25 protein-coding genes are annotated in these 25,269 nt (G+C 71.9%); 12 read left to right on the top strand and 13 right to left on the bottom strand.

What is annotated here, in order from left to right; translation table 11 throughout:
• Positions 1-4: 4 nt before the first annotated feature.
• Both ABZU74_RS15680 and ABZU74_RS15685 read left to right on the top strand, forming a co-directional pair.
• Positions 5-682, top strand: a complete 678-nt coding sequence (locus ABZU74_RS15680) for an HAD family hydrolase (RefSeq protein WP_355423556.1) — start codon at positions 5-7, stop codon at positions 680-682.
• Positions 683-788: 106 nt separating this feature from the next.
• Entirely contained in the window at positions 789-2,084 is a 1,296-nt protein-coding gene (locus ABZU74_RS15685) for a cation:proton antiporter (protein ID WP_355423559.1), read from the top strand.
• Positions 2,085-2,186: 102 nt separating this feature from the next.
• On the opposite strand, the gene ABZU74_RS15690 is transcribed toward ABZU74_RS15685, so the two are convergent.
• Positions 2,187-3,146: an FAD-dependent oxidoreductase gene (locus tag ABZU74_RS15690; protein ID WP_355423562.1), complete on the bottom strand. Its 960-nt coding sequence runs from the start codon at positions 3,144-3,146 to the stop codon at positions 2,187-2,189.
• Between the two features lie 83 nt (positions 3,147-3,229).
• Here ABZU74_RS15690 and ABZU74_RS15695 point away from each other — a divergent pair, with 83 nt between their 5' ends.
• Positions 3,230-3,448, top strand: a complete 219-nt coding sequence (locus ABZU74_RS15695; RefSeq protein ID WP_355423823.1) for a DUF3072 domain-containing protein — start codon at positions 3,230-3,232, stop codon at positions 3,446-3,448.
• Positions 3,449-3,595: 147 nt separating this feature from the next.
• Here ABZU74_RS15695 and ABZU74_RS15700 read toward each other — a convergent pair whose 3' ends face one another.
• The 3 genes from ABZU74_RS15700 to ABZU74_RS15710 form a co-directional block, all read right to left on the bottom strand.
• On the bottom strand, positions 3,596-4,096 hold the full coding sequence (locus ABZU74_RS15700) for a metallophosphoesterase (RefSeq protein ID WP_355423565.1): 501 nt from the start codon (positions 4,094-4,096) through the stop codon (positions 3,596-3,598).
• A 131-nt stretch (positions 4,097-4,227) separates the two neighbouring features.
• Positions 4,228-7,107 (bottom strand): ricin-type beta-trefoil lectin domain protein, encoded by a 2,880-nt coding sequence (locus ABZU74_RS15705; protein ID WP_355423568.1) that lies wholly within the window; start codon positions 7,105-7,107, stop codon positions 4,228-4,230.
• Between the two features lie 151 nt (positions 7,108-7,258).
• Positions 7,259-9,088 (bottom strand): glycoside hydrolase family 15 protein, encoded by a 1,830-nt coding sequence (locus ABZU74_RS15710; protein WP_355423571.1) that lies wholly within the window; start codon positions 9,086-9,088, stop codon positions 7,259-7,261.
• A gap of 111 nt (positions 9,089-9,199) precedes the next feature.
• Here ABZU74_RS15710 and ABZU74_RS15715 point away from each other — a divergent pair, with 111 nt between their 5' ends.
• Positions 9,200-9,787, top strand: a complete 588-nt coding sequence (locus tag ABZU74_RS15715) for a general stress protein (protein WP_355423574.1) — start codon at positions 9,200-9,202, stop codon at positions 9,785-9,787.
• Positions 9,788-9,835: 48 nt separating this feature from the next.
• On the opposite strand, the gene ABZU74_RS15720 is transcribed toward ABZU74_RS15715, so the two are convergent.
• Both ABZU74_RS15720 and ABZU74_RS15725 read right to left on the bottom strand, forming a co-directional pair.
• Positions 9,836-10,423, bottom strand: a complete 588-nt coding sequence (locus ABZU74_RS15720) for a DUF1684 domain-containing protein (protein ID WP_355423576.1) — start codon at positions 10,421-10,423, stop codon at positions 9,836-9,838.
• A 33-nt stretch (positions 10,424-10,456) separates the two neighbouring features.
• A complete protein-coding gene (locus tag ABZU74_RS15725) occupies positions 10,457-11,011 on the bottom strand; it encodes a WHG domain-containing protein (RefSeq protein WP_355423579.1) in 555 nt (184 codons plus the stop codon).
• Between the two features lie 75 nt (positions 11,012-11,086).
• On the opposite strand from ABZU74_RS15725, the gene ABZU74_RS15730 reads away from it, so the two are divergent.
• Positions 11,087-11,575, top strand: coding sequence for an FBP domain-containing protein (locus tag ABZU74_RS15730; protein ID WP_355423582.1), 489 nt, complete (start codon positions 11,087-11,089; stop codon positions 11,573-11,575).
• Between the two features lie 31 nt (positions 11,576-11,606).
• On the opposite strand, the gene ABZU74_RS15735 is transcribed toward ABZU74_RS15730, so the two are convergent.
• Entirely contained in the window at positions 11,607-12,140 is a 534-nt protein-coding gene (locus tag ABZU74_RS15735; protein WP_355423584.1) for a GNAT family protein, read from the bottom strand.
• Positions 12,141-12,297: 157 nt separating this feature from the next.
• On the opposite strand from ABZU74_RS15735, the gene ABZU74_RS15740 reads away from it, so the two are divergent.
• Both ABZU74_RS15740 and ABZU74_RS15745 read left to right on the top strand, forming a co-directional pair.
• Entirely contained in the window at positions 12,298-12,780 is a 483-nt protein-coding gene (locus tag ABZU74_RS15740) for a MarR family transcriptional regulator (protein WP_091401623.1), read from the top strand.
• 11 nt (positions 12,781-12,791) lie between these two features.
• Entirely contained in the window at positions 12,792-13,778 is a 987-nt protein-coding gene (locus ABZU74_RS15745) for a pirin family protein (protein WP_355423587.1), read from the top strand.
• A gap of 65 nt (positions 13,779-13,843) precedes the next feature.
• Here ABZU74_RS15745 and ABZU74_RS15750 read toward each other — a convergent pair whose 3' ends face one another.
• On the bottom strand, positions 13,844-13,972 hold the full coding sequence (locus ABZU74_RS15750) for a hypothetical protein (RefSeq protein WP_255750115.1): 129 nt from the start codon (positions 13,970-13,972) through the stop codon (positions 13,844-13,846).
• A gap of 134 nt (positions 13,973-14,106) precedes the next feature.
• Between ABZU74_RS15750 and ABZU74_RS15755 the strand changes: the two genes are divergently transcribed.
• Positions 14,107-15,696 carry a phospholipase D-like domain-containing protein gene (locus ABZU74_RS15755; protein WP_355423590.1) on the top strand — a complete coding sequence of 530 codons (1,590 nt, stop codon included), beginning with the start codon at positions 14,107-14,109 and terminating at the stop codon, positions 15,694-15,696.
• On the opposite strand, the gene ABZU74_RS15760 is transcribed toward ABZU74_RS15755, so the two are convergent.
• Positions 15,645-16,394 carry a hypothetical protein gene (locus ABZU74_RS15760; RefSeq protein WP_355423593.1) on the bottom strand — a complete coding sequence of 250 codons (750 nt, stop codon included), beginning with the start codon at positions 16,392-16,394 and terminating at the stop codon, positions 15,645-15,647. The two genes, ABZU74_RS15755 and ABZU74_RS15760, sit on opposite strands and share 52 nt — an antisense overlap.
• A 401-nt stretch (positions 16,395-16,795) precedes the next feature.
• Between ABZU74_RS15760 and ABZU74_RS15765 the strand changes: the two genes are divergently transcribed.
• Positions 16,796-17,620, top strand: a complete 825-nt coding sequence (locus ABZU74_RS15765) for a SigB/SigF/SigG family RNA polymerase sigma factor (protein ID WP_355423596.1) — start codon at positions 16,796-16,798, stop codon at positions 17,618-17,620.
• Between the two features lie 106 nt (positions 17,621-17,726).
• Here the strand turns inward: ABZU74_RS15765 and ABZU74_RS15770 are convergent, their stop codons facing one another.
• Genes ABZU74_RS15770 through ABZU74_RS15780 form a run of 3 tightly spaced genes read right to left on the bottom strand, consistent with a single transcriptional unit; the run spans position 17,727 to position 20,497 of the window.
• Positions 17,727-18,317: a GNAT family N-acetyltransferase gene (locus tag ABZU74_RS15770; protein WP_355423599.1), complete on the bottom strand. Its 591-nt coding sequence runs from the start codon at positions 18,315-18,317 to the stop codon at positions 17,727-17,729.
• The gene (locus ABZU74_RS15775) at positions 18,314-19,822 is read right to left on the bottom strand and encodes an APC family permease (protein WP_355423603.1); all 1,509 of its coding nucleotides are present in this window, start codon (positions 19,820-19,822) and stop codon (positions 18,314-18,316) included. The genes ABZU74_RS15770 and ABZU74_RS15775 overlap by 4 nt, the downstream gene beginning before the upstream one ends.
• A 48-nt stretch (positions 19,823-19,870) precedes the next feature.
• Positions 19,871-20,497 (bottom strand): GPP34 family phosphoprotein, encoded by a 627-nt coding sequence (locus tag ABZU74_RS15780; protein WP_355423605.1) that lies wholly within the window; start codon positions 20,495-20,497, stop codon positions 19,871-19,873.
• A 183-nt stretch (positions 20,498-20,680) separates the two neighbouring features.
• On the opposite strand from ABZU74_RS15780, the gene ABZU74_RS15785 reads away from it, so the two are divergent.
• The 3 genes from ABZU74_RS15785 to hrpB are packed head-to-tail and all read left to right on the top strand — an operon-like array spanning position 20,681 to position 24,298.
• Entirely contained in the window at positions 20,681-21,505 is an 825-nt protein-coding gene (locus ABZU74_RS15785; protein ID WP_355423826.1) for a helix-turn-helix transcriptional regulator, read from the top strand.
• 41 nt (positions 21,506-21,546) lie between these two features.
• Positions 21,547-21,747, top strand: a complete 201-nt coding sequence (locus ABZU74_RS15790) for a DUF397 domain-containing protein (protein ID WP_355423608.1) — start codon at positions 21,547-21,549, stop codon at positions 21,745-21,747.
• Between the two features lie 28 nt (positions 21,748-21,775).
• A complete protein-coding gene (gene hrpB / locus ABZU74_RS15795; RefSeq protein WP_355423611.1) occupies positions 21,776-24,298 on the top strand; it encodes an ATP-dependent helicase HrpB in 2,523 nt (840 codons plus the stop codon).
• Between the two features lie 10 nt (positions 24,299-24,308).
• Here hrpB and ABZU74_RS15800 read toward each other — a convergent pair whose 3' ends face one another.
• Entirely contained in the window at positions 24,309-25,034 is a 726-nt protein-coding gene (locus ABZU74_RS15800; RefSeq protein WP_355423613.1) for a protein phosphatase 2C domain-containing protein, read from the bottom strand.
• Positions 25,035-25,269: the final 235 nt, after the last annotated feature.

The raw sequence follows: 25,269 nt of genomic DNA on the forward strand, positions 1-25,269 counted from the left end.
GTCCATGCGTACCGACCGACCCGCCGGGGTCCTCTTCGATGTCGACGGCACCCTGGTCGACACCACCTACCTGCACACGGTGAGCTGGTGGGAGGCATTGCGCCAGACTGAGCAGCCGGTGCCGATGGCGGTGGTGCACCGCTCGATCGGGATGGGGTCGGACAAACTCCTCGACCACCTCCTCGGGCCGGAGCGGGACCGCGATGCCGATTCGAAGCTGCGCGACGCGCACGACACTCTCTACGCCGAGTACTGGGAACGACTCACGCCGCTGCCCCGGGCGGCCGACCTGTTGCGCGCCTGCGCCGAGCGGGGCCTGCGAGTGGTGCTCGCCACTTCCGCCGCCGAGCACGAGGTGGGTGCGCTGCGCCGGGCGCTGAACGCCGACGACGTGGTGGACACGGTCACCTCCTCGGCGGACGCGCAGGAGAGCAAGCCGGCACCAGACATTCTTGAGGCGGCGCTGGAACAGTCCGGGTTGACCGCCGAGCGGGTGGTCTTCGTCGGCGACTCGGTGTGGGACGTCGTCGCGGCCGGCAAGTTGGACATTCCGTGTGTGGGTCTGACCTGCGGCGGCACCAGCCGCGGCGAGCTGGCCGGCGCGGGCGCCGTGGCGGTGTACGACGACCCGGCCGCGCTGTTGAACGAACTGGCGGACTCACCGCTCACCCGGCCCCGATGAGCATCACTCAGGTCCACCGGCGCCGACGCGCATAGCCGGAGCCCTTGCGGGGCAAGGACTGTCACCACCTGCCCGCGCCTCGCGGGTGCGGCCGAAGGGTGGTGCCGTGGAGCCGGTAGATGTGGCGTTCGCGCTGGTGGGCCTGGGCGCTCTGCTCGCGGGCATCCTCCCGCGGGTGTTGGAGCGGCGCCCACTGTCCATGCCGATCGCCTTTCTCGCCCTCGGCATGCTGGTGTTCCTGCTGCCGGTCGGGTTGCCGTCGCCGGACCCCCTGGCCCACCCGGAGCTGACCACCCACCTCACCGAGATCGGCGTGATCGTCGCGCTGATGGGCGCCGGGCTGAAGATCGACCGGCCGTTGAGTTGGCGGAGGTGGTCGTCCACCTGGCGGCTGCTGGCGATCGCGATGCCCCTGTGCATCGCGGCGGTGGCAGTGCTCGGCTGGTGGTGGGCGGGGCTGGTACCGGCCGCCGCGCTGTTGTTGGGCGCCGCGCTGGCGCCCACCGATCCGGTGCTCGCCGCCGACGTGCAGGTCGGCGAGCCGACCGACGTGGAGGACTCCGAGGACGAGGTCCGCTTCGCGCTGACGTCCGAGGCCGGCCTCAACGACGGGCTGGCGTTCCCGTTCGTCTACGCCGCCATCGCCATCGCCTCGACCAGCCTCGCCCCGAGCGACTGGTTGGCCGAGTGGTTCACCGTGGACGTGCTCTGGAAGATCAGCATCGGCGTCGGCGGTGGCCTGCTCATCGGCTGGCTGCTCGGCAAGCTGTTCTTCCGCGCGCCCAGCGAGTTGCGGCTGGCCCGGCACGCCGAGGGCTTCCTGGCGCTGGCCGCCACCTTCCTGGCGTACGGGCTGGTGGAAGTGGTCGGCGGGTACGGTTTCCTGGCGGTGTTCGTAGCCGCCCGGGCCATCCGGGCCGCCGAGCGAACCCACGAGTTCCACTCGGTGCTGCACGACTTCGCCGAGCAGGTCGAACGGCTCCTCACCCTGGTGCTGTTGCTGCTGCTCGGCGGCGCCATCGTGGGTGGTCTGCTGGGTCCGCTGACCTGGCCGGCGGCCGCCGTCGGGCTGGCGCTGGTGTTCCTGGTGCGGCCGCTGCTCGGCTGGTTGTCGCTGCGCGGCGCACCGGGACGCCCGGCCGAGCACTGGGTCATCTCGTTCTTCGGCATCCGCGGCGTCGGCTCGTTCTACTACCTCGCGTACGCCACCACCAAGGCCGACTTCCCGCAGGCCGAGCTGCTCTGGGCGACCGTCGGGCTGGTGGTGCTCGTCTCCGTCGTGGTGCACGGCATCACGGCGACCCCGGTGATGCAGCTGCTGGATCGGGAGGGAGAGCGGACCTCCGATCCGGCGGAGCGAGACGCCGACGCTCGGCCCGTCGCGGCAGCCGGGCACGCCTAGCGCGACTCAGCCCACCCCGGCACGCCCGAACGCGCGACTCAGCCCACCCGGGCACGCCCGAACGCGCGACTCAGCCCACCCCGGCACGCCCGAACGCGCGGCTCAGGCCAGGCGGGCGGCCAGCGCACGGCCCAGGTCCCGGCCGGAGCGCCAGGCGCTCTGCACCCGGGGCTTGCCGAACGCGTCGCCAGCCAGGCCGATCCCGTCGGCGTCGAGGTGGTGGGTGGCGCCGTGGGCATCGCTTGTCGGCTTCGCGTACGTCCAGCGGTGCACCTGCACGTCGACGGCCTGCTCGGGCAGCCCGAGCAGATCCCGGACGGCCTGCTCGATGGCCGGGCCGGCTCCGGTGGGTTGGGCCAGGTGCCCGGCCGCGAACTCCGGCACGGTGTGCGCGACCAGCACCGGAGCAGCGTCACCGCGCCGGTCGCCGTCGTCGCAGACGAGGCTGAGAACCTGATGCTCGTTGACGAACGCTCCTTGGAAGTCCGGCCAGCGCCGGGTCGGGAAGCGCAGCACGGCGGCCAGCGACGGCGACCAGCGTTGCGCCTGCACGACCCGGGTGGCGTCGGTCAGGGCCGGGTCGAGCAGCAGGGCGGCCTGCGGGCCCGGCATGGCCAGGGCGACCGCCGCACACGGCTCCCCGTCCACTACCGGGCCGGGCTCCACTGTGAGCACCAGCCGGTCGACGGTGACCGGCACCGCGCCGGCCAGGTGCTCGACCAACGAGCGCAGCCCACGGGGGGCGGCGAAACGCATCGGTCCGGACACCTCGTGGCTCCCGCTGCTGTCGTACGCCTGGAAGGTGTCGGTCCACTCGCGGACCAGCCCGGCGGCGCGCCACTGCTCCACCAGCGCGACGAAGTCCGGGTCGGTGGCGGTGAAGTAGGCGGCGCCGATGTCCGCGGGCCGGCCCTGGAAGCGCTTGCTGGCCATCCGGCCACCGCAGACGTGCCCCCGCTCCCGGACCTGCACGGGCACCCCGGCCCGGGCCAACTCGACAGCACAGGCCACCCCGGCGATGCCCGCCCCGACCACCACCACGCCCGACCGGTCCACCGTCATCCGATGATCGTAGGTGGCGGCGTTCGGGCATGAACCAGCAACGATCGGGGTACTGGCACACCTGTTCGAAGGAAAGGGTGATGATGATGACCGACCGCCGCACCGAGCAGCCTGACCAGAACGCCGCGATCAAGGACCCGGACGAGTGGGTCACCGGCGACGAGCCGCCGACCGCCGCTCAGGAGTCCTACCTGAGCACGCTGGCCCGGGAAGCCCATGCCGACCTCCCGGACGACCTGACCAAGGCCGAGGCTTCCAAGCGCATCGACGAACTCCAGGCCGAGACCGGCCGAGGCCAGTAGCTGCACACCCCCTCCGCGCGATCTTGCGCTTTGTGTCGCGACAAAACGGCGCACAGGGCGCAAACCGTCGACAGCGAGTGCAAGATCGCGGGAGCGGGGAGCGGGGCGCGGGGAGCGGGGAGCGGGGCGCGGGAGCGGGAGCGGGGGTCAGGGGCGGTGTAGGTGGTGCAGCTGGACCTCGGTGAGGGTGCCGGCGTTCAGCTCGGCGGTGAGGTAGGTGGCGTGGGGTTGGGAGCGGCGGTCGGTGGGTGAGCCGGGGTTGAGCAGGCGCAGCCCACCGGGCGCCTCGGTGTCCCAGGGAATGTGCGAATGCCCGAAGACCAGCAGGTCGACGTCGGGAAAGCGGGCCGCGCACCGCTTCTCACGGCCGGTCCGCGGCCCGGTCTCGTGCACCACCGCGACCCGCAGGCCGTCCAGCTCGACCCGGGCCACCTCCGGCAGCCGGGCCCGCAGGGCCGGGCCGTCGTTGTTGCCGTACACCCCGATCAGTCGGCGCGACCGCGCGGTCATGGCGTCGAGCAACGCCTCGTCCACCCAGTCGCCGGCGTGCACCACGACGTCGGCCGCCTCGATGGCCGCCCAGAGGGGCCCGGGTAGGTCCCGGGCCCGCTTCGGTACGTGGGTGTCCGCCGTGAGCACCAGCCGCATACCGGCATTGTCCCCCGAGCCCCGGCCGTCCACCCGGGGGACGTGGGTGGGCGGCCAGGCTCCGTCTCCGCCGCCCGTACCCCGCGCGTCACCGACGCCGGGGTACGGGTGCCGAGCCGGTCAGAGGGCGGTCACGGCAGGGTCCAGCGTTGCGCCCCGGTGCCGTTGCAGGTCCAGATCCGCAGTTGGCGACCGTCGGTGAGGTCCGAGTTGGGGATGTCCAGGCAACGCCCGGACTGGGGGTTGCGCAGGCTGCCGTCCGGCTGGGCGGCCCACTGCTGGGCCCCGCTGCCGTTGCAGTCGTAGAGCTGCACGAGGGTGCCGTCGGTGGTGCCGCTCGCCTTCACGTCCAGGCACTTGGCGAGCCCACGCACCGTACCGTCGCCGGGCAGGGTCCAGCGTTGCGCGGCGGTGCCGTTGCAGGTCCAGGTCTGCACCTTGGTGCCGTTCGCGGTCTGGCTGGAGGCGATGTCCGCGCACTTGCCGAGGGCCTTCACCTCACCGGTGCGCGGCCCGCCGGTGCCGACGCCCGGTCCGGTGAAGGTGTAGCTGTCCACGTCCAGCAGCGCCCCGCTGCCGCCGGTGACGACCAGGTACAGGTCGTGGGTGCCGTCGTCGGGCCTAGTCACCGTGGCGCTCAGGTCGGTGTAGTTGTCCCAGCCGCCGGTGTTCGGCACCGCGATCCGGGCGACCTCGGTGCCGGTGGGTGAGTCGTACCGGAAGGAGAGGGTGCCCCCGGGGCCACCGGAGGAGACCCGGGCCCGGACGCCGGTGATCCCCTTGAGGCTCACCGCGTGGTGCCGAACGCTCTCGCCGTTCTGGACGTCACCGAGCCGCTTGCCACCCTCGGCCGCGGCCTGGTCGATCACCTTGGGGCCGTTGAGCTGGACGAAGTGCTCGGCCTGCCACTGCTTCGGGTAGAGGCTGATCTCCTGCTCGCCGGTGAGCGCGGCCGCGCCGGTCGCGCCGCGATCGGTGTAGCTGCCCCGCAGGACGAAGAACAGCACCGAGTCGGGGCCGGCGTGCACCGGGCCGGTGTTGAAGGTCGCGCCGCAGCCGGTCCCCTCCCCTTCCTCATGGGCGTGCTCCTGATGGCCGAGCGCGGCGCGGACGACCACCGCCGAGCAGGCCGGCGTGCCGTCCTGCGGGTCGCTGGCCGACGCGCCCACCGTCAGGTCCTGCCCCCAGTCGAAGAGCCCACCGGCGGGCAGCCCGGTCAGCGTGACTGTCGGCCGGTTGTTGCCGACCACCACCGACACCACTGTGGTGGCGCTGCGGCCGGTGCCGTCGTTGACGGTTAGCCGGGCGCTGTAGCTGCCGTTCGCGGAGTACGTGAAGGACGGGTTCGCGGCGGTCGAGTCGGTGCTGCCGTTGTTGGTGAAGTCCCAGGCGTAGGTCAGCGGGTCGCCGTCCGGGTCCGAACTGCCGGCGCTGGAGAAGGTCACGGCGAGCGGGGCCAGGCCGTTGTCCCGGTTGACGGCGGCCTTGGCCACCGGTGACCGGCCACCCTGGACGTAGTTGATTTTGTACAGACCGGCGTCGACCGCGCCGGAGAAGTAGCCGCTGCCGTACTCCAGCAGGTAGAGCGAGCCGTCCGGGCCGAACTGCCAGTCGATCGGGTGGACGAGCTTCATACCGGCGAGCACCGGCTCGATGACTGTCGGCCCGCCGGTGGACGGGTTGCCGTTGTCGAACTGGACCTCCTTGATCCAGTTGCGGCAGTACTCGGAGATCAGCCACTTGTTGTCGTAGTAGGCCGGCCACTTCACGTCCGAGACGAGGTTCGGGTCGTAGTGGTAGACCTCGACGTGGTTGGGCGACCCGCACCCGCCGGGGTTGTCCAGCGCCGGCCAGTCCTCACTGCCGCCGTGCTGCTCCCAGACCAGTGCTGGTTTCGTCGGCGGGAGCTGCTGGACGCCCGTGTTGCGGGGTGAGTTGTTGACCGGGCCGGTCGAGCCGCCGCAGGGGAACCAGCCGCGCGGGGTGGCGGTGGCGAAGTCCCAGTCGTTGTAGGCGACGTTGGGGCCGCCGCAGTACGGCCAGCCGTAGTTGCCGGGCCCGTTGGCCCGGTTGAACTCGTCGTAGGCCGCCGGGCCACGGTTGGCGAGGTCGGCGCCCGCATCCGGGCCGACCTCACCCCAGTACAGGGTGTTGTTGGCGGCGCGGTCCACCCAGATCCGGTACGGGTTGCGCACGCCCATCACGTAGATCTCGGGTCGTGTCCGGGCGGTGCCGGCGGGGAAGAGGTTGCCGGCGGGGACGGTGTAGCTGCCGTCGTTCTCCGGGTGGATGCGGTTGATCTTGCCGCGCAGGTCGTTGGTGTTGCCGGAGGTGCGCTGCGCGTCGTACTGCGCGTTGCGGTTCGTCCGCTCGTCGATCGGGGCCATCCCGGCGGAGTCGCCGCCGGAGTTGGTGTTGTCGCCGACGGCGAAGTACAGGTTGCCGGCGGTGTCCCAGCTCATCGAGCCGGCCGAGTGGCAGCAGAGGTCGCGTTCGGTGGGCCACTCGATGAGCATGTCCTCGCTGCCGGGGTCGAGCAGCAGGGTGGACGGGTTGAAGGTGAACCGACTGATCCGGTTGACCAGGGGGGTGACCTTCGGCGAGTAGAAGAGGTAGACCCAGCGGTTGTTCGCGAACCCCGGGTGCAGGGTGATGCCGATCAGGCCGTCCTCGAAGCGGGCGTCCAACGCCAGGGTCAGGGCCACGGTGGTGGACCTGGTCGCCGGGTTGTAGAGGCGGACCTGGCCACCGGCGCTGCTGGTGCCCCGGTTGATGTAGAAGACCTTGCCGTCGGGGGCGACGGCCAGTTCGATCGGTTCGCCCATGGAGAGACCGCCGTCGAGGGCGACCTTTTCGAAACCGATGGTGGCGGGCGGTGCCAGGGCGGCGGTGGCTCGGGCCGGGGACGCGGCGGCCGGGCGTGCGCTTGCCTGCGGCACGAAGCAGAGTGCGACCAGGACGGTGAGCAGGGTGGTGGCGCTGACGAGACGTCGGCGCGGTGTGCGGGACACGAGACCTCCAGCTGTCCGGGGGATCTCGGTGCCGCTCCCGCCGACTGGAGGAGCACCGCAGGGTGTCCCGGACATTAACGTCTTTCACTGGAAAGCGATAGAACTTCGCGTCACCAGATAGAAAGTTGTCACGATCTCCGCAAAAGTCCGGTCAGGGGCGCACCGGAGAGAAGTACGCCGGGGGCATTCCACACTGACGCAGCGTAGGGTCCCGCTCGACGTCGGTCAGCACACCGGCGGCGTTGATCAGGCCGATGTGGGAGAACGCCTGGGGGAAGTTGCCCAACTGCTCCCCGGTCAGCGGGTCGATCTGCTCGGCGAACAGGCCGAGGTCGTTGACCCGCTCCGCCAACCCCCGGAACAACTCGTGCGCCCGGTCCCGCTCCCCGGCCAGCGCCAGGCAACACACCAGCCAGAACGAGCAGATGAGAAACCCCGCCGGGTCGCCGTCCCAGCGCCGCAGCAGGCCGTCGTGGGAGAGCCGCTGCTCCACCGCGTGGATCGTCGAGCGCATCCGCGGGTCGTCGGCCCGCTGGAAGCCGACCAGCGGCATCACCAACACCGAGGAGTCCAGGTCGTCGGATTCGAAACTCCCGGTGTACGACTGGAGCCGCTCGTTCCAGCCCCGCTCGAACACCTCCGCACGCACGGCGTCGCGGGCGGCCGCCCAGCGGGCCACGTCCTGCGGCTCACCGAGCTTGTCACCGAAGCGGACCGCCCGGTCCAGGGCGACCCAGCACTGCACCTTCGAGGACACGTGGTGGTGCTGGATACCACGCTCCTCCCACATGCCCGCGTCGGGCAACGCCCAGTCCCGCTCGGCCTGGTCGGCGAGCACCCGCAGCACGTGCTGCACCTCCTGGCCCAGCGGCTCCAGCTTGTCGCGCATCAACCAGGCGGCATCCATCGCCTCGCCGAAGATGTCGGTCTGCCGCTGCTGCCACGCGTCGTTGCCGATCACCACCGGTGGGCTGTCGCGGTAGCCGCCGAGCTGTTCCAGGCGGTGCTCGGTGAGGTCCCGCTCCCCCAGCACGCCGTACATGATGGGCACCGGCTTGTCGTCGACGCGGCCCATCGCCCGACCCAACCAGGCGAACTGCCGCTGCACCTCGTCCAGGCACGCCGTCCGCCACAGCGCCCGCAGGGTGAGGCTGAAGTCGCGCACCCAGACGTAGCGGTAGTCGTAGTTCCGGTCCCCGCCGAGCTTCTCCGGCAGCGAGGTGGTCACCGAGGCCACCACCGCTCCACTGGGCCGGTACGTCATGCCCTGCACCACCAGCCGGCTGCGCTGCACCTGCTCGGCGTAGAGCCCGTCGTACGGGTGTTCGGCCGACCAGGAGCGCCAGCCGGCAACGGTGTCGGCGATGGTCTGATCGGCGTCCGGCAGCTCGGGCAGCGGGGCGTCGTAGGTCGGGGCGTACCCGAGGGTGAAGGTGTCGGTCGTGCCGGCGCGGGCGGTGAACGTCCCGGTGGCCTCGCCGTCGCCGGCGGTCAACCGCACGCTGCCGCGCAGGGTGAGTCGGGCCGCCCCCGCGATGGCCTCCAGCATGTCCTCCCGCTCGATCAGGTACGCGGTGGTGCGGCCGTACTCGAACCGCGGCCGGTAGTGCACCCGCATCGGCACCGAACCGGACAGCCCCTCCACCGAACGGACCAGCACCTGCGGCGAGTGCAGGCCGATGTCGTGACCGCGCGAGCCGGGTGCGAAGGCGAGCGCGTCGGTAAGCGCGACCTCCCCCTGGGCGGTGTGGAAGACGGTCCGCAGCACCAGCGTGTCCTCGAGGTAGCAGCGCTCGACGCGGTAGTCGCCCTCGGGCTGGATCGACCAGTGTCCGGCGCTGTCGTCGAGCAACCGCCCGAAGACCGACGGGGCGTCGAACCGGCCCGGGCACCACCAGTTCACCGAGCCCGAGGCGTCCACCAGCGCCGCGCTGCGGCTGTCGGCGAGGAACCCGTGGTCGCTGATCTGTCCGCTCTCCACCTGACTGGCTACCCGGGCAGTCCGCGCTCATTCCCCTCCCGCGCCACGGCGGACACCGCGTTACCTGTCGGCCTGGAGGGGAACCCGGGGCGCTGACGAGGGAGGATGCTCATGACGTCAGCTTCGGGGCCGACCGCCGCCTGGCGGCCGGGCACACAGGGTGGCGACCTGCTTCCATCCGGGCCGGCCGGCCGCCTGTCGACACCGGCCGGGGACGGCCACGGGCCGGGGGCCGGCCCGCCGACCGTGACGATCGGCTCGTACCCGGACTATCCGACCGCGCAGCGGGTCGTCGACTACCTGGCCGACAACCGCTTCCCGGTAGAGCACAGCGCCATCGTCGGCACCAACCTCACCCTGGTGGAGACGGTGCTCGGGCGAATGACCACCGGTCGAGCCGGCCTGCTCGGCGCCGGCACCGGAGCCTGGTTCGGGCTCTTCATCGGCCTGCTGTTCGGCATCTTCACCGTCGGCAACTGGCTGGCGGTGATCCTGGTCGGGCTGGTCATCGGTGCGATCTGGGGTGCCGTGTTCGGCGCGGTCGCGCACGCCATGACGGGTGGGCAGCGCGACTTCACCTCGGCCAGCTCACTGCGCGCCGGCCAGTACGCGGTGACCGTCGACGCGCAGCTCGCCGACCAGGCGCGACAGCTGCTCGGTCGGATGCAGATGCCCAACTCGGCGGCGAACGCCCGCTGAGCGACGATCGACCGCCCGTCCCGGCAGCACGCCGGGGCGGGCGGCCGTTCAGTCGTGGTACGTCAGCTCGCCGGCGCGGATCTCGACCTCGACCCGGTTCTCCGGTGGCGCCAGCGGGCAGGCCCAGCGGTCGTCATAGGCGCAGCTCGGGTTGTAGAGGTAGTTGGCGTCCAGCCGGACCCGGTCGCCGGGCAGCAACTGGACGCCCCGGCCGAAGGTGCCCTTCACCGTGTCGGTGAGGTACCGGCCTCCGCCGTAGCTCTCCTGACCGCAGGTGCCGTCGCGCAGCGGCACGAAGAGCCCACCTCCGTACGCCTCGATCCACCACAGGGTCAGCGGCCCCCATGACGTCTCGGCAAGCGCCACCCGCCGGTACGTGATCACCCCGTCCGGGCCGCCGGTGTCGATGCGCAGCTCCCCGCTGGCCGGTCGCAGTGGCGCCTCGACCACGGCTTCGGGATTGGGCGGGAAGTAGCGCACGCCGGTGAAGCCGCGCCGATCCGCCGGGGGGATCGGGCTCTGCGGGTGGGTGGCGAAGAGTTCGTCGCGGCCGGCGCGGAAGCCGGTCAGGTCGACGTCGGACAGGTACAGCCGGGCGACCCGCTCCCGCCAGTCGGCCAACTCCAGATCATCCACGGCACCGAGCCTATGCCGTGACGCTGCGGCACCTCAGCGCGACGGCCAGTTGGTGAGGACGGCGTCGAGGGCGTCCAGGGTGCGCGACCACGAGTCGTCGGTGGGGCGCGGGGTGTGCCGGAAGCCGCCGGTCTTCTCCAGGCTCACGAACCCGTGGAAGGTGCTGTGCATCATCCGCACCGCGTCGGTCTGGTCGGGCTCGGAGAGCCGGTAGCCGCGCAGGATCGCCCGGGTCATCTCGGCGTGCCGGACGCCCGCGCTGGCGGCGGCGGTCTCCGGGTCGAGGTCGATCTGCATGGCGGCGTAGCGGCCCGGGTGCTCTCGCGCGTAGCCGCGGTACGCGTTGGCGAACGCCACCAGCGCGTCCTTGCCGGCCCGGCCGGCGAGCGCGGCGGCGACCCGGTCGGCCAGCTCTGCCAGCGCCAGCAGGGCGATCCTGACCCGCAGGTCGTGCGCGTTCTTCAGGTGGAAGTAGAGGCTGGCGTCCTTTACCCCGAACTGGCGTGCGAGCGCGGCAACCGTGACGTTCTCCACGCCCACCTGGTCGGCCAGTTCGGCCGCGGCCAGCGTGAGGCGCTCGATGGTCACCCCGGCACGTGCCAAGCAGCACACTCCAAACCTAGCCGTAATAATCGCTTGCCTAGGAGAGCTAGGCTACTACCTATGTTGGTCCTGACCGAATCCGTCATCCGCGCGTCCTTCGTCAATTGCAGCCGGGGCGAGGCGAAGCGGCTGGCCATACCAAACGATCTTGAGATGCGACAGTGGGGCGACCTCGACTTCCTCGGCTGGCGGGACCCCTCCGCGCCGCAGCGGGCCTACCTGGTCGCCGAGACCGACGGCAAGCTGGCCGGGGTGGTGCTGCGGGCCGCGACGCACCAGACGGGGCGCGTGCGGCACAGCATGTGCTCGTTCTGCCTGACCACGCACCTCGGCGGAGGCGTCTCGTTGATGACCGCCCCCAAGGCCGGTCCGAGCGGGCGGCAGGGCGATTCCGTGGGCACGTACCTGTGCTCCGACCTGGCCTGCTCGCTGTATCTGCGGGGGAAGAAGCACGCCGGGCCCCCCGCGCCCGAGCCTCTGCCCCTGCCGGAGAGGATCGACCGCGTCCGGACGGCCCTCGCGACATTCCTCCGCAAGGTCACCGAGTGACGGTCGAGGCGACCTGACCCCCGTTGGCGCCCTAGCGGTCGGTGGCCAGGCGGGCGTGCAGGTGCTCGTCGTAGCGGCGGCCGTCGCCGTACCGGTACGACTCGCGCAGGGTCCCCTCGGCCGGGTAGCCGGCGCGGTCGGCGACCCGGCAGGACGCCGGGTTGGCCACCGCGTGACACAGCTCCACCCGGTGCAGCCCGAGATCCGCGAACGCCCAGTCGGTGAGCCGGACGACGGCGCGCACCGCCACCTGACGCCCCCGCGCCGCGGGCACCGTCCAGTAGCCGATGGACGCGTCGCCGTCGTGGATGCTGTGCAGTGACACCGAGCCGAGCAGTTTGCCGTCGGCCGCCGCGGTGACCGCCATCGAGGCGTGGCCGCCGGTGGACCAGTCGGCCCGGCGGCGCACCCAGAGCAGCGCGACCTCGTCGTCGATCGGGCCGCCGCCCTGCGGGTTCCACTGGGCGATCGCCGGGTCGCGGAGGGCGTCGCGCACCGCCGGGGCGTCCTCGTCCCGCCAGGGGCGCAGCAACAGGTCGGCGGCGGCCAGCTCCACGTGTTCCACGAGGCCGGAGTCTGACACAACGCGGCACCTCCGCGCCGCCGGATTACCGCAGGTTTTGTTCAAAGCTGCACGATCCGGCCCCCCGACGGCTGAGAAGTGACCCAGGCAACGCTCAATCCTGTTAGTTAAATTTTGAAACAGTGCTATCGTCCTGAGCATGACCGAGAGCCTGGACAGCACCCGAGAGGCCGCCTGGCGCGCCTACATCGAGGCCAGCCAGCGTCTCTACACACAGCTGGAAGAGGATCTGCGGGTCGACAGCGACCTCAGCTTCCCCGACTACCACGTGCTGGTCCTGCTCTCCGAGGCACCCGGGCAGCGGCTACGGATGGGCGAGCTGGCCAGCCGGTTGATCTTCTCGCCCAGCCGCCTCACGTACCAGGTCTCCTCCATGCAGCGTCGTGGCCTGGTCAGCAAGGAGCCCTGCCCGGACGACCGACGCGGCAGCGAAGCGGTGCTCACCGCCGCCGGGCTGCTCGCCCTGCGGGAAGCCGCACCTCACCACCTGGCGTCGGTGCGCACCCACCTGATGGACGACCTCGACGATGCCGAGGTCGCCTGCCTCACCCGGGTCTTCGACCGGCTCGGCGAGCGCCTGCGGGCATCGCGGGTCAGCTCGACCACCCCCGCCTCACGTTAGGAGCCCTCGACATGCCCGCGATCACCGTCGACAACGTTCTCGTCCTGCCCCGCCTGCCTCGACTCGACGAGACCACCACGATCCGCCCGGTCCGCACGGTGACCACGGCGCCCAGCGGCTTCGAGGGTGAGGGCTTCCCGGTCCGTCGCGCCTTCGCCGGGGTGTCGACCACCGACCTGGACCCGTTCATCCACCTCGACCAGATGGGCGAGGTCGACTACGCGCCGGGCGAGCCAAAGGGCACCCCGTGGCACCCGCACCGCGGCTTCGAGACCGTCACGTACATCATCGACGGCGTCTTCGACCACCAGGACTCCAACGGCGGTGGAGGCACCATCACCGACGGCGACACCCAGTGGATGACGGCAGGTAGCGGCCTGCTGCACATCGAGGCGCCGCCGGAGCACCTGGTGATGAGCGGCGGGCTCTTCCACGGCACCCAGCTGTGGGTCAACCTGCCCCGCTCGGCCAAGATGAACCCGCCCCGCTACCAGGACATCCGGGGTCGGGAGTCGGCGCTGCTCACCACGCCCGACGGCGGCGCGCTGATCCGGGTCATCGCCGGCGAGGTCGCCGGGCACCGCGGCCCGGGCTCGACCTTCACCCCGATCACCATCACGCACGTCACGGTGCAGCCGGGCGCGCAGGTCGATCTGCCCTGGCGGCCCGACTTCAACGCCCTGGTGTACGTGCTGGGCGGTCGCGGCACTGTCGGCGCCGACCGGCGACCAGTGCGTACCGGCCAGCTCGCTGTGCACGGCCCGGGTGACGCGCTGCGGTTCAGCGCCGACACCGCGCAGGACAGCAACACCCCGGCACTGGACCTCTACATCATGGGTGGTCAGCCCATCCGGGAGCCGGTGGCACAGTACGGCCCGTTCGTGATGAACACCCGGGACGAGCTGCTCAAGGCGTTCGAGGACTTCCAGGCCGGCCGTCTCGGCGTGATCCCCACCGAGCGGCTTCCGCACACCGGCGGCCAGGGCACCCGACCCTGACCACTGTCGACCGCTGAGATCGGCGCCGACGCCTCCGGTTCACCCCCGGGGGCGTCGGCGCCGCCTCAAGAGACCGCAAAAATCCCGGCGACGCCCAGAATCACCATCAGCAACACCGCTACCAGCGCACCCCGCTCGCTCTCCACCGCCGGCTCGCGGTTCTCGGTCACGGGATTCGTCGTGTCGCGGGGCATTGTGTGGCCTCCTCGGCTGTTGTCGCGTCGCTTCCGATGGCGTTGGCCAGGTCACTGCTCTGTCGGCCTGGCGTGCGGACCCGCGTCGGGGGTCCTACCGTGAGGACGTTGCCGACCTCCAGGGGGGCTGGACGGTGCCGTTGCAGGACTGGTTTCTCACAGCGGAGGAACGCGCCAACCCGGTCACTGGGTTACCCGTATGGACCACGGGAAACCTCGCCGAGCCGTTGATTCACGGCGCCGCGTACTTCGACCGGCTGGTCGACGAGGTCGAGGCCCTGGGCCCCGGCGACCACCTCTTCTTCACCGACTGGCGGGGTGACCCGGACCAGCGGCTGCGCCCCGACGGTCCGACCGTGGCCCAGCTCTTCGCGCAGGCCGCGCAACGCGGTGTGGTGGTCAAGGGGTTGATCTGGCGCTCGCACCTCGACGTCCTGGCGTACAGCGAGGCGGAGAACCGCGACCTGAGCGAGACGATCTCGGCCGCCGGTGGCGAGGTGCTGCTGGACCAACGGGTCCGGCGCGGCGGCTCGCACCATCAGAAGCTCGTGGTGCTGCGGCATCTGGGCGCGCCCGAGCGGGACGTCGCCTTCGCCGGCGGGATCGACCTGTGCCACAGCCGCCGCGACGACGCCGCGCACCACGGAGACCCGCAACCGGTGCAGATGTCCCCCCGGTACGGTGCCAATCCGCCCTGGCACGACGTGCAGCTCGCGGTGCGCGGTCCGGTGGTCGGCGCGTTGGACACCCTGTTCCGGGAACGCTGGACCGACCCGATGCCCCTGGACTCGGAGAACCCGATGGCCTACCTGCGGGATCGGCTGCGCGGCTCGGACCTGCGCCCCGACCCGCTGCCCGAGCAACCGGCCGACCCGCCGCCCTGCGGTCCGCACCAGATCCAGGTGCTCCGCACCTACCCCGCCGTCCGTCCCCGCTACTCGTTCGCACCGGACGGGGAACGGACCGTGGCCCGGGGCTACACCAAGGCGGTACGCCGGGCCCGCCGGATCATCTACCTGGAGGATCAGTACCTCTGGTCGACCGAGGTGGCGGACCTGTTCGCGCACGCGCTGCGGGACAACCCGGACCTGCACCTGATCGCCGTCGTCCCCCGCCATCCGGACGTGGACGGCAAGCTGGCGTTGCCGCCGAACATGGTCGGGCGCGAGCAGGCGCTGTCGTTGTGCGAGCGGGCCGCACCGGACCGGGTGCACGTGTTCGACATGGAGAACCACGCCGGCGACCCGGTCTACGTGCACGCGAAGGTCTGTGTGGTCGACGATGTCTGGGCCAGCGTGGGCAGCGACAACTTCAATCGGCGGTCCTGGACGCACGACAGCGAGTTGTCCTGCGCGGTGCTCGACGACACCCCGGACCAGCGGGAGCCGACCGACCCCGCGGGGCGGGGCGACGGCGCGCGGAGCTTCGCCCGGGACCTGCGACTGCGGCTGTGGCGCGAGCACCTGGACCGCGACCCGGACGGCGCGGATGACGCCGACCTGCTGGACCCGGCGGACGCCGTCGCGGCCATCACGGCCGCAGCCGACGCACTGCAGCAGTGGTACGACGACGGCCAGGTGGGAGACCGCCCGCCCGGGCGGCTGCGCCCGCACCGCCCCGAGCGGCTGCCGTGGTACACCCGGGCCTGGGCCCTGCCGGTGTACCGGCTGGTTTACGACCCGGACGGTAGGCCGCTGCGGGCGAGGCTGGCCGGCACCTGGTGAAGCGGTCGGGCCGGCTCCGGCGCGGCGACCGCGTGCACGCTCAGCCCGCCGGGGTAGGCGAACGACGAGCGCGGTGAGTAGTAGCCGAAGCCGATGGTCAGCGGGTTGGCCGGGCGCAGCGCGTACAGCGGGTGGCCGGGCTGGAGGAACTCCACCGACTCGATCTCGAAGGGGGCGACCGGCTCGGCGACGTACGGGTAGGCCGAACTGAGCAGCTGGCCGTCGCGCCGGGTGAAGTAGCGGTGGTGCCCACTGCTGATCACGTGCCCGGTCTCCCCCACGCGACACCGCGCCCGGATCAGCAGCGTGCCGTCGACCTCGGTCTCGGAGAGCAGGTCCTCGCCGTGCACGTCGATCCGGGTGCGCCCGACGAGCACTGGGGCGCCGCGGGCGCCGGCGTACTCACGGACCCGCCGGCTGGAGGCCACGTAATGGGTCCACCAGCCGCCCGCGTTGAGGCCGCCTGGCGCGTCGACGCCCAGCAGCGAGACGCCGAGGTAGGTCAGCGAGTACGCGCCGAAGCCGGAGGTCTGCGTCTCGTCGTCGACGACGTACTGGTTGAGGAAGACCTGCCGGTCGGGGCGGGGGGAGAGCCCCGGAGGGACCAGGGCGGCGACCGCGTCGGGGTCCGCCGGCAGCCAGCTGAAGTAGAGGGTGCGACTGTTCACGACGAGCTGGGGAGCGGCTGGATCGAGCACGGTGCCTCCGAACCGGGTGTGTACATGCGACGCTACGGCCGGTCCCACCAGCGGGACAAGGACGGATAGTCGACACTCCTGGCGACTTGTCGGATTTCCTGTTGACCAGGCGACGCGGTCTGTGGGCCGATCGGCCCCATCGGCCGGCCGACCGGGCAGCGACCGCTACCGCCGGAACAACGGGTAAGGATCCTCACAGCTACCCGAACTCCCGCCTTCAGCCACTCAGAATCTCGCGCCATTTGCCCGTTTTGTTGCGTGACACACCTTAAGTACATCAACCTTTCGGCTAGATTTCCGGGAGACGATCAGGTTAAGGTGACTCCCGAACGGCCTACTGGAAGCTAAACCAAAGCGTCACGTCTTTTTCGTCAGCGGACGAGGTGCAGGGAGGACCACCCATGACCGCGCCAACGATCACCGAGCAGCCGAGCACCGCCGTCAAGGCCACCACCAAGCTCGACCCGCGCGCTCTCACCGACAGCGCCGCCGATCTGCTCAACGCGATGGCGGCGCTGCCCGCCGACCACCCGTCGCGCGCCTCCCTGCGGGATCGGGCGATCGAGGCCTGGCTGCCGCTCGCCAACCACCTGGCCCACCGCTACAGCGGGCGCGGCGAGCCGAACGACGACCTGGCGCAGACCGCCGCGATCGGCCTGATCAAGGCCATCGACAAGTTCGACCCCTCGCGCGGTGTCGACTTCGCCGGCTACGCGATCCCCACCATCATCGGTGAGCTCAAGCGGCACTTCCGGGACCGCACCTGGGACATCCGGGTGCCCCGCCGGCTCCAGGAGCTGCGGCTGGCCATCTCCGACGCCAACAGCTCGCTCCTGCAGACCCTCGGCCGCTCCCCGACGGTCGCCGACATCGCCGCGCACCTCAAGCTCACCGAGGAAGAGGTGCTGGAGGGCCTGGAAGGCGCCCGCGCGTACAACGCGGTGTCGCTGTCCACCCCGACCGGCGACGGCGAGCGCGCCACCGAGCTGGGCGACATGCTCGGCGGCGAGGACAGCGAGTTCGAGCTGGCTGAGGTGCGCGTGGCCCTCGGCCCAGCGCTGGCCACCCTCGACGAGCGCGAGCAGAAGATCCTCACGCTGCGCTTCTACGGCAACCTGACCCAGTCGCAGATCGCCGACCAGATCGGCGTCTCGCAGATGCACGTCTCGCGGCTGCTGACCCGGGCGCTGACCAAGCTGCGGGGCCAGCTGGACGGCACGTACTGACCAGTTGACGCGAGAAGGGCCGGGTCCGTGGACCCGGCCCTTCTCGCTGTCCGTCTTGTCACGCCGACGTGACAGCGCGACAGTAGGGCCTAGGGGCGGGGTCCGGTCAGGGGCTGACCGGCTCCCGCCACATGGGCCAGAACGGCGTGCCGTCGGGCACCCGGAACGGCTCGCCGGCCAGGTAGCCGTGCTTCGCGTACAGGTCCCGGCTACGCGGGCTGCTCGCCTCCAGGTACGCCGGCATCCCGTTGGCGTCCAGCCAGGCGTGGTGGTGGCGCATCAGCGCGCTACCCAACCCCTGCCCCTGCCGGTCGGCCCGGGTCGCCAGGAACGCGAGGTGGTGGTGATCCGGATGCGGGTGGTTCGCCGCGAACAGCTCGTCGAGGTGCTGGAACCTGTCGGTCCACTCGCCGCAGGCGGCGGCCAGTCGGGCGTCGTAGTTCGCCGGCGGCGGCGCCGGCTCCCCGACCGACGGAAACCAGACCGCGACCGAGGCCCGGTCCGCTGTGGCGTGGACAATGCCGTGCCGCATCGCGTGCGCGACCAGGATCTCGAAGTTTCCGGCCAGCACGGCCTCCCGCTTGCTCGGGTCGGGGACCAGCCAGTACGTCACGTCCAGGACGGTGAACGCCTCGGCGATCCGACCCGCCACCAGACTGGTCTCCTCCGGCCCGAGTTGCTCGATGACCACGCTCACCGGGTCACCCCCACGGCGGTCGGCGCCTCCGGCTCGACGGCGGCGGCGCTCGCCGCGCCCAGGCCGATCCGGGCGTACGTGTCCGGGCGGTTGCTGCGCAGCAGCAGGGCCCAGCCGATGCCCAGCAGGGCAGCCACCGGGTACGCGGCGGGCAGCGCCCAGCGCAGCGTCGAGTCCGGCGCGACGCCGAGCAGGTCGGCGAAGTTCGACACGGCCAACCAGATGATCACGAAGAGCGCGATGGTGGCCAGGCCGGGCGCGATGGCCCGTCGCCAGAGGTTCTCGCCCCCGGCGGAGCGGGCGAAGTAGGCGATCACCGCCACCGAGGTGGTGGCGATCAGCAACAGGACACCGAAGCCGCCGGTGGTGCCGACCCAGAAGAAGAGCTGGACCACCGGGTCCCAGCCGTTGACCGCGTACAGCAGAATGACCAGCAGTCCGAGGACGCTCTGCGCCACCGAGGCGGCCCGCGGCGCCCCGGTACGGGCCGAGGTCTGCCCGAACACCGCCGGCAGCACCCGCTCCCGACCGAGCGCGAAGGTGTAGCGGGCCGTGGTGTTGTGGAACGAGATCATCGCGGCGAGCACCGAGGTCAGGAAGAGCACCTGCCCGATGGTGACAGCGGTGTCGCCGAGTTGCGCGGCGGCCAGGTTGAAGATCAGCCCGACGCTCTGCTCGCCGGCCTCGGCGACGATCTGGTCCTGCCCGACGGCGACGGTCATGGTCCAGGACGACAGCGCGTACAGCCCGGCGATGATCGCCACCGAGAGGTAGGTGGCCACCGGCACCGTCCGCTTCGGGTCCTTGCTCTCCTCGCTGAAGACCACCGCCGACTCGAAGCCGACGAAACCGAGGATGGCGAGCACCAGCACCGCGCCGACCCCCGGCACGAAGAGGTTGTCCGGCGAGAACGAGGCGAAGCTGACCTGACCGTCGGCCGGGTTGCCGAGCTGCCCCAGGTCGAAGACGAGGACCACGACGATCTCGGCGACCAGCAGCGCGGCCAGGACCATACCGTTGAGGTCGACCCGGAGCAGGCCGAGCAGGCCGACCAACGCCCACGCCACCAGGGCCACGACGGCCCAGTGCGGGTGCCCGCCGAAGAGCCGGTCGAGCACCGGCTCGGCCGCCACGCCGATGGTGCCGTACAGCCCGACCTGCAACGCGTTGTACGCGATCAGCGCGACCCAGGCGGCGCCGACGCCGGCCGGTCGGCCGAGGCCACGGGAGACGTAGGCGTAGAAGGCGCCGGCGTTCTCCACCCGGCGGGACATCGCCACGTAACCCACCGAGAACAAGGCGAGCACCGCGGCGATCAGCAGGAAGGCCAGCGGGATGCCGGTCACCCCGATGACGCCGTAGCCGGTGGTGACGACGCCGGCCACCACTGTCAGCGGCGCGGCGGCGGAGAGGACGAAGAAGATCACCGAGGGGATGCCGAGACGGCCTCGGGCCAGGGCTTCGGAGACGTTGCTGGGTCGGTCGACTGTCGATGTCGGGGGCATACGACTACTCCGGTTGTCGAGGGGAGGGTTGGGGGTTACCGGAAGGGATCATTGGATGCCACGCAGCACGGCGGCGCCGACGGCGGCCTCGGTGTGCCCGACGAGTTCCTTCAGGGGTGCCGGCAGCGCGGGGATGAGGACGTTCAGCCGGTGGTGCGCGCGGGGGCCGGCGCTCCACAGCACCTCGCGGGTCAGCCCCGCGGCCACGACCAGGCCGAGCAGCAGGGCGTCCGGCACGCCCGGCGGCTCCGGCCGGTCCAGCAGGGCCCGCAGCCGGGTGGCCGGCCAGGCCACCGCGTTGAGGTCGATAGGCAGGTAGCTGACAGTGGTGCGCAGCAGCCGGCGACTCTCCTGGCGGCGCAGCACCCCGGCGCGGGCCAACCGCTCCCCCACCGAGGTCGTCGCGCTCTGCGCCAGGAAGCTCAGCCAGGTGCGCAGCTCGCGGTGCTGGGATTCGCCGACCAACTGGTCCAGCACCGTGTGTGCCAGAGCATCGGCTGGTGGGCGCCGGTCGATGACGGTGATCTGCCCGGCCATGACGGTGACATGTCCGTAAAGGAGCAGCTCGCCGAGGAGCCCGGCAGCCAGCCCGAGGCCGGTCGCCGACGGGTGCAGTTTGGCCTTGCCGCGACTGTCGTTGTGTGCGATCAGGAAGAACTCGTCGGCGATGAGCAACGGTCCTCCCGCGCAGGTGTGTCCACAGTGATCGTGACCGGGAAAGGATGCACCGACAGCTACTGCAACGCAACTCCCAGATTTGAAAGTTGCACTCCGTGCATCTGCGACCTGCGGATCTTGTCGTGGCAGACTCGGACGGTGACCGCCATCCCCGCCATCCGACCCGCCGCCAGCCCGACCGTGCGGCGACGCCGCATCGCGCGAGAGCTCCGCCAACTCCGGGAACGCGCGGGCATGACTCTCGATGTGGCAGCCCGTCAGCTCGACATGTCGAAGAGCAACCTCTCCCGGATCGAGACCGCGCAGATCGGCATCAAACCGCGCGACGTCCGAGCCGCCCTCGCGCTGTACGAGGTGACCGGTTCGGATGCCGAAGCGCTGATCGAGATCGCCCGGGGGGCGCAGCAGCGCGGCTGGTGGCAGAACTACAGCGACGTGCTCCCCGAGTGGTTCGAGTTCTACGTCGGGCTGGAGGCCGAGGCGGCGGCGCTGCGCACGTACGAGGCCGAGTCGGTGCCTGGGCTGCTGCAGACCGAGGCGTACGCCCGGGAGATCTTCCGGCGCACCGCCGGCGAGGACGGTCTGGAGCGCAAGATCGCCGCCCGACTGCACAGGCAGGAGGTGCTGCGCCGCGAGGACCCGGTCGACCTGTCGGTGGTGATCAATGAGGCGGTGCTGCTGCGCCCGGTCGGCGGCGGCGCGGTGATGGCCGAACAACTGGTCCACATGGGCCGGATCGCGCAACTACCCAACGTGACAATCCAGGTACTTCCCTTCGCGGCCGGCGGCCATCCGGCCATGAGCACCCCGTACGTGATCCTCAACTTCGCCGACGCCGCCGACGCGTCAGTGGTTTACCTGGATAACCTCACGATGGGACTGGCTCTGGAAGAAGCCGATCATGTGCTCGGGTATAGCCTTCTGCACGAGGAGCTGTGCCGGATGGCGCTCGATCCGGCGGCGTCGATGACCCGTCTTGAGCAGGCTTCTCGTAACTTTGCGTGACCGCTTCTGCGGCACGCCGACGCAGACGAGAGGTACCGCGGATGACGGCGTACGACCTGACCCGAGCGGACTGGCGCACCAGCACGCGCAGCAGCGGCAACGGCAACTGCGTGGAGGTCGCGACAGTCGACGGTCAGGTTGCCGTCCGGGACAGCAAGGACCGCTCCGGCCCGGTGCTCGCCTTCGGCGCGGCGGCCTGGCGGGCCTTCGTGCTCGGCGTCGGCGAGGTCCGTCGCTCCTGACGCGCCCGAGCCGGTGCGAGACTGGGCCGTGCTCTCCGACGTAACCCTTGACCTGCCGGTGCGTCCGGTGCTGCCGGCGCTGGTCGCGGCACTCGACGCGGCCGGCACCGGCGTGCTGGTGGCCCCTCCGGGCACTGGCAAGACCACACTGGCGCCGCTGGCCGTGGCCGACCGGGTGACCGGTCGGGTGGTGATCGCCCAACCCCGCCGGGTGGCGGCTCGTGCCGCTGCCCGACGGATGGCTGAGCTGCTCGGTGAGCGGGTCGGTGAGCGGGTCGGTTACGCGGTGCGCGGTGAGCGCCGGGTCGGCCCGGCCACCCGGATCGAGGTGGTCACCACCGGCCTGCTGGTCCGCCGGCTGCACCACGACCCCGAGCTGCCCGGCACGGGTGCCGTGCTGCTGGACGAGTGCCACGAACGCCAACTCGACGCCGACCTCGCGCTGGCCTTCACAGTGGAGGCACGCGCCACCCTCCGGCCGGACCTGTGGCTGCTGGCGATGTCGGCGACCCCGGACACCGACCGGTTCGCCGCGCTGCTGGGCGGGCCCACCCCGGCCCCGGTGGTACGGGCCGACTCGGCGTTGCATCCGGTGCAGCGGATCTGGGTGCCCCCGGCACGCCCCATCGCCCCACCCGGGGCCGGGCCGGTGGACCGGGCCCTGCTCGACCACGTGGCCGGCACAGTCCGGCGGGCGCTGCGTGAGCACGACGGCGACATCCTGGTCTTCCTGCCCGGGGCCGGCGAGATCGCGGCGGTCACCGGCCGGCTGAACGACCTGCGGGACACCGTGGCGCTGCTGCCGCTGCACGGTCGTCAACGCGGCACGGAGCAGGACGCCGCGCTGCGTCGCGCGGACCGGCGGCGGGTGGTGCTGGCGACCGCGTTGGCCGAGACCAGCCTGACCGTGCCGGGCGTGCGGATCGTGGTGGACGCCGGGCTCTCCCGGGTGCCCCGGATCGACCTGGCCCGAGGGCTGGGCGCGCTGGTCACCGTGCCGGTCTCCCGCGCCGCTGCCACCCAGCGGGCTGGCCGGGCCGGCCGGGAGGCCCCCGGGTACGTCTATCGCTGCTGGTCGGCGGCGACCCACGAGCGGCTGCCCGCCCGCGCCGAGCCGGAGATCGCCACCGCCGACCTGACCGGCTTCGCGCTGGAACTGGCCGCCTGGGGCGCACCTGACGGTGTCGGGCTCGCGTTGCCCGACGCGCCGCCTGCCGCCGCGATGACGGTGGCCCGGGACACCCTGCAGACCCTGGGCGCTGTCGACGCCGACGGTCGGATCACGGCGCGGGGGCGCTCGATCGCCGCCGCCGGGGCGCACCCACGGCTGGCCCGGGCGTTGCTCGACGGCGCCGGCCGGGTCGGTGCCGACCGAGCCGCCGAGGTGGTCGCCCTGCTCGCCGAGGAGAGCGCCGCCGGCCCCGGTGACGATCTGGTCGCCGGGTGGCGCCGACTGCGCACCGGCGTGGACGCGGGCGCGAGCGCCCGCTGGCGCACCGAGGTACGCCGACTGCGCGCCGCGCTGCCGACCGGCGCCCCACCGAAGGGCCGCGCCGGCTCGGCGGGGCTGAGCGACGATCTCGCCGCCGGGCTGCTGGTCGGGCTGGCGTACCCGGAACGGTTGGCCCGGGTGCGGCGGCCGGGCGGTTCGGCGTACCTGATGACCGGCGGGACCGCCGCGGAGCTGGCGGCCGGCTCGGGGCTGGCCGGGTCCGACTGGCTGGCGGTGGCTGTCGCGGACCGCACCCCGGGCGCGCCGTCGGCCCGGATCCGCCGGGCCTCCCCGGTGGACGAGGCGACGGCCCGGGAGGCGGCCGGCCCGTTGCTGCACACCGGTCGCGAGATCGGCTGGTCCGACGGGGACGTGGTGGCCCGGGAGGTGACCCGGCTGGGCGCGATCGAGCTGGTCCAACGGCGGCTGGACCGGCCGGACCGCGCGGAGGTGGCCGCCGCGTTGCTGACCGGCCTACGTCAGGACGGGCTGGGGCTGCTGACGTGGACGCCCGCGGCGCGGGCGCTGCGCGAGCGGCTCGCGTTCCTCCGGCACCACCTGGGTGATCCGTGGCCGGAGGTCGGCGACGACTCGTTGCTCGACGCCGCGCCGAGCTGGCTGGGCACGGAGCTGGCCGCCGCGCGCCGCCGGGCCGACCTGGCACGCGTGGACGTGTCGTCGGCGCTGCGCCGGCTGCTGCCCTGGGCACAGGCCGCCCGCCTCGACGAGCTGGCCCCGGAGCGGATCGAGGTGCCGAGCGGTTCGCGAATCCGGCTGGACTACGGCGACCCGGCCGCGCCGGTGCTCGCCGTGAAGCTCCAGGAGACGTTCGGCTGGCCGGCGGCCCCCCGCATCGCCGACGGTCGGGTGCCGGTGCTGCTGCACCTGCTCTCCCCCGCCGGCCGGCCGGTGGCGGTCACCGCCGACCTGGCGTCGTTCTGGCGTACCGGCTACCCGCAGGTCCGCTCCGAGCTGCGCGGGCGCTATCCCCGGCATCCGTGGCCGGAGGACCCGGGAACGGCGACGCCCACCCGGCGCGCCACGCCACGTCGACGCTGAGCGCCGGCCCCTACTCCTCGACGACGTCGGCCACCACGACTGTGACGTTGTCCGGCGCGCCGGCGTGCAGGGCCAGGTCGATCAGCTTGGCGGCGCAGGCGTCCCGGTCCGGATAGCCGCCGAGCACCTCGGTGAGGGTGTCCGGGCGGACCACGTTGGAGAGGCCGTCGCTGCACAGCAGCCACCGGTCGCCGGCCCGGGGCACCATCGTCGCGTACGACGGGGAGACCTCGTCACCCTGCAACGCCTGGGTGACCACGGCGCGGCGCGGGTGGCTGCTGGCCTGGTCCGCGGTGATCACGCCCTGATCCACAAGCATCTGCACGAAGGTGTCGTCCCGGGTGACCTGCTTGAGCACACCCTCGCGGAACAGGTAGGCCCGGGAGTCGCCGACGTGCGCAAGCGCCAGGCAGCTGCCGGTACGGGCGAAGAGCAGTGCGGTCAGCGTGGTGCCCATGCCCTGACGCTCGGGATCCTCGGCGACCGCCTGTCGGATCCGGGAGGTGGCCAGCGCGATGCCACCCTCGAGCGCGGCCACCAGGGCGTCCTCGGGTGTCTCCACGTCGAGCGGCGCGACCGCGTCGATGGTGAGGGCGCTGGCCAGGTCGCCGGCGGCCATACCGCCCATGCCGTCGGCGACGGCGACGAGCCAGGTGCCGGCGTGCAGGGCGTCCTGATTTCCGCTGCGGATCAGCCCACGGTCGCTCGTTCCCACGGAACGCAGCTTCAGGGTCATGGGAGGCAGCCTGCCAGGAGAAGGGCGCAGTTGTCTCTAGGAGATCAGGACGACGGCGCGTGGCGCGGCCAATCTCACGTCCGGGTGGCGGCGGGTCGGGGGCGCCGGTCGGGCTGACCGCCCTCGTGGGACGCCGGAACCCATCCAACCGGATCAATTGACATGGCGTGCCGGCACTGGAAACATCGAGCCGATACCTGGGAGCGCTCCCAGGTGTTCGCCGTACCACCATGCC

The organism is Micromonospora sp. NPDC005171 (assembly GCF_040608575.1).
GTDB lineage: Bacteria > Actinomycetota > Actinomycetes > Mycobacteriales > Micromonosporaceae > Micromonospora.

Bases quoted from the DNA above. Each gene is read 5' to 3' on its own strand.
- ABZU74_RS15680 (WP_355423556.1), top strand. From the start codon at position 5: ATGCGTACCGACCGACCCGCCGGGGTCCTCTTCGATGTCGACGGCACC.
- ABZU74_RS15690 (WP_355423562.1), bottom strand. From the start codon at position 3,146: ATGACGGTGGACCGGTCGGGCGTGGTGGTGGTCGGGGCGGGCATCGCC.
- ABZU74_RS15695 (WP_355423823.1), top strand. From the start codon at position 3,230: ATGATGACCGACCGCCGCACCGAGCAGCCTGACCAGAACGCCGCGATC.
- ABZU74_RS15700 (WP_355423565.1), bottom strand. From the start codon at position 4,096: ATGCGGCTGGTGCTCACGGCGGACACCCACGTACCGAAGCGGGCCCGG.
- ABZU74_RS15715 (WP_355423574.1), top strand. From the start codon at position 9,200: ATGACGTCAGCTTCGGGGCCGACCGCCGCCTGGCGGCCGGGCACACAG.
- ABZU74_RS15730 (WP_355423582.1), top strand. From the start codon at position 11,087: ATGTTGGTCCTGACCGAATCCGTCATCCGCGCGTCCTTCGTCAATTGC.
- ABZU74_RS15740 (WP_091401623.1), top strand. From the start codon at position 12,298: ATGACCGAGAGCCTGGACAGCACCCGAGAGGCCGCCTGGCGCGCCTAC.
- ABZU74_RS15745 (WP_355423587.1), top strand. From the start codon at position 12,792: ATGCCCGCGATCACCGTCGACAACGTTCTCGTCCTGCCCCGCCTGCCT.
- ABZU74_RS15750 (WP_255750115.1), bottom strand. From the start codon at position 13,972: ATGCCCCGCGACACGACGAATCCCGTGACCGAGAACCGCGAGCCGGCG.
- ABZU74_RS15765 (WP_355423596.1), top strand. From the start codon at position 16,796: ATGACCGCGCCAACGATCACCGAGCAGCCGAGCACCGCCGTCAAGGCC.
- ABZU74_RS15775 (WP_355423603.1), bottom strand. From the start codon at position 19,822: ATGCCCCCGACATCGACAGTCGACCGACCCAGCAACGTCTCCGAAGCC.
- ABZU74_RS15790 (WP_355423608.1), top strand. From the start codon at position 21,547: ATGACGGCGTACGACCTGACCCGAGCGGACTGGCGCACCAGCACGCGC.
- ABZU74_RS15800 (WP_355423613.1), bottom strand. From the start codon at position 25,034: ATGACCCTGAAGCTGCGTTCCGTGGGAACGAGCGACCGTGGGCTGATC.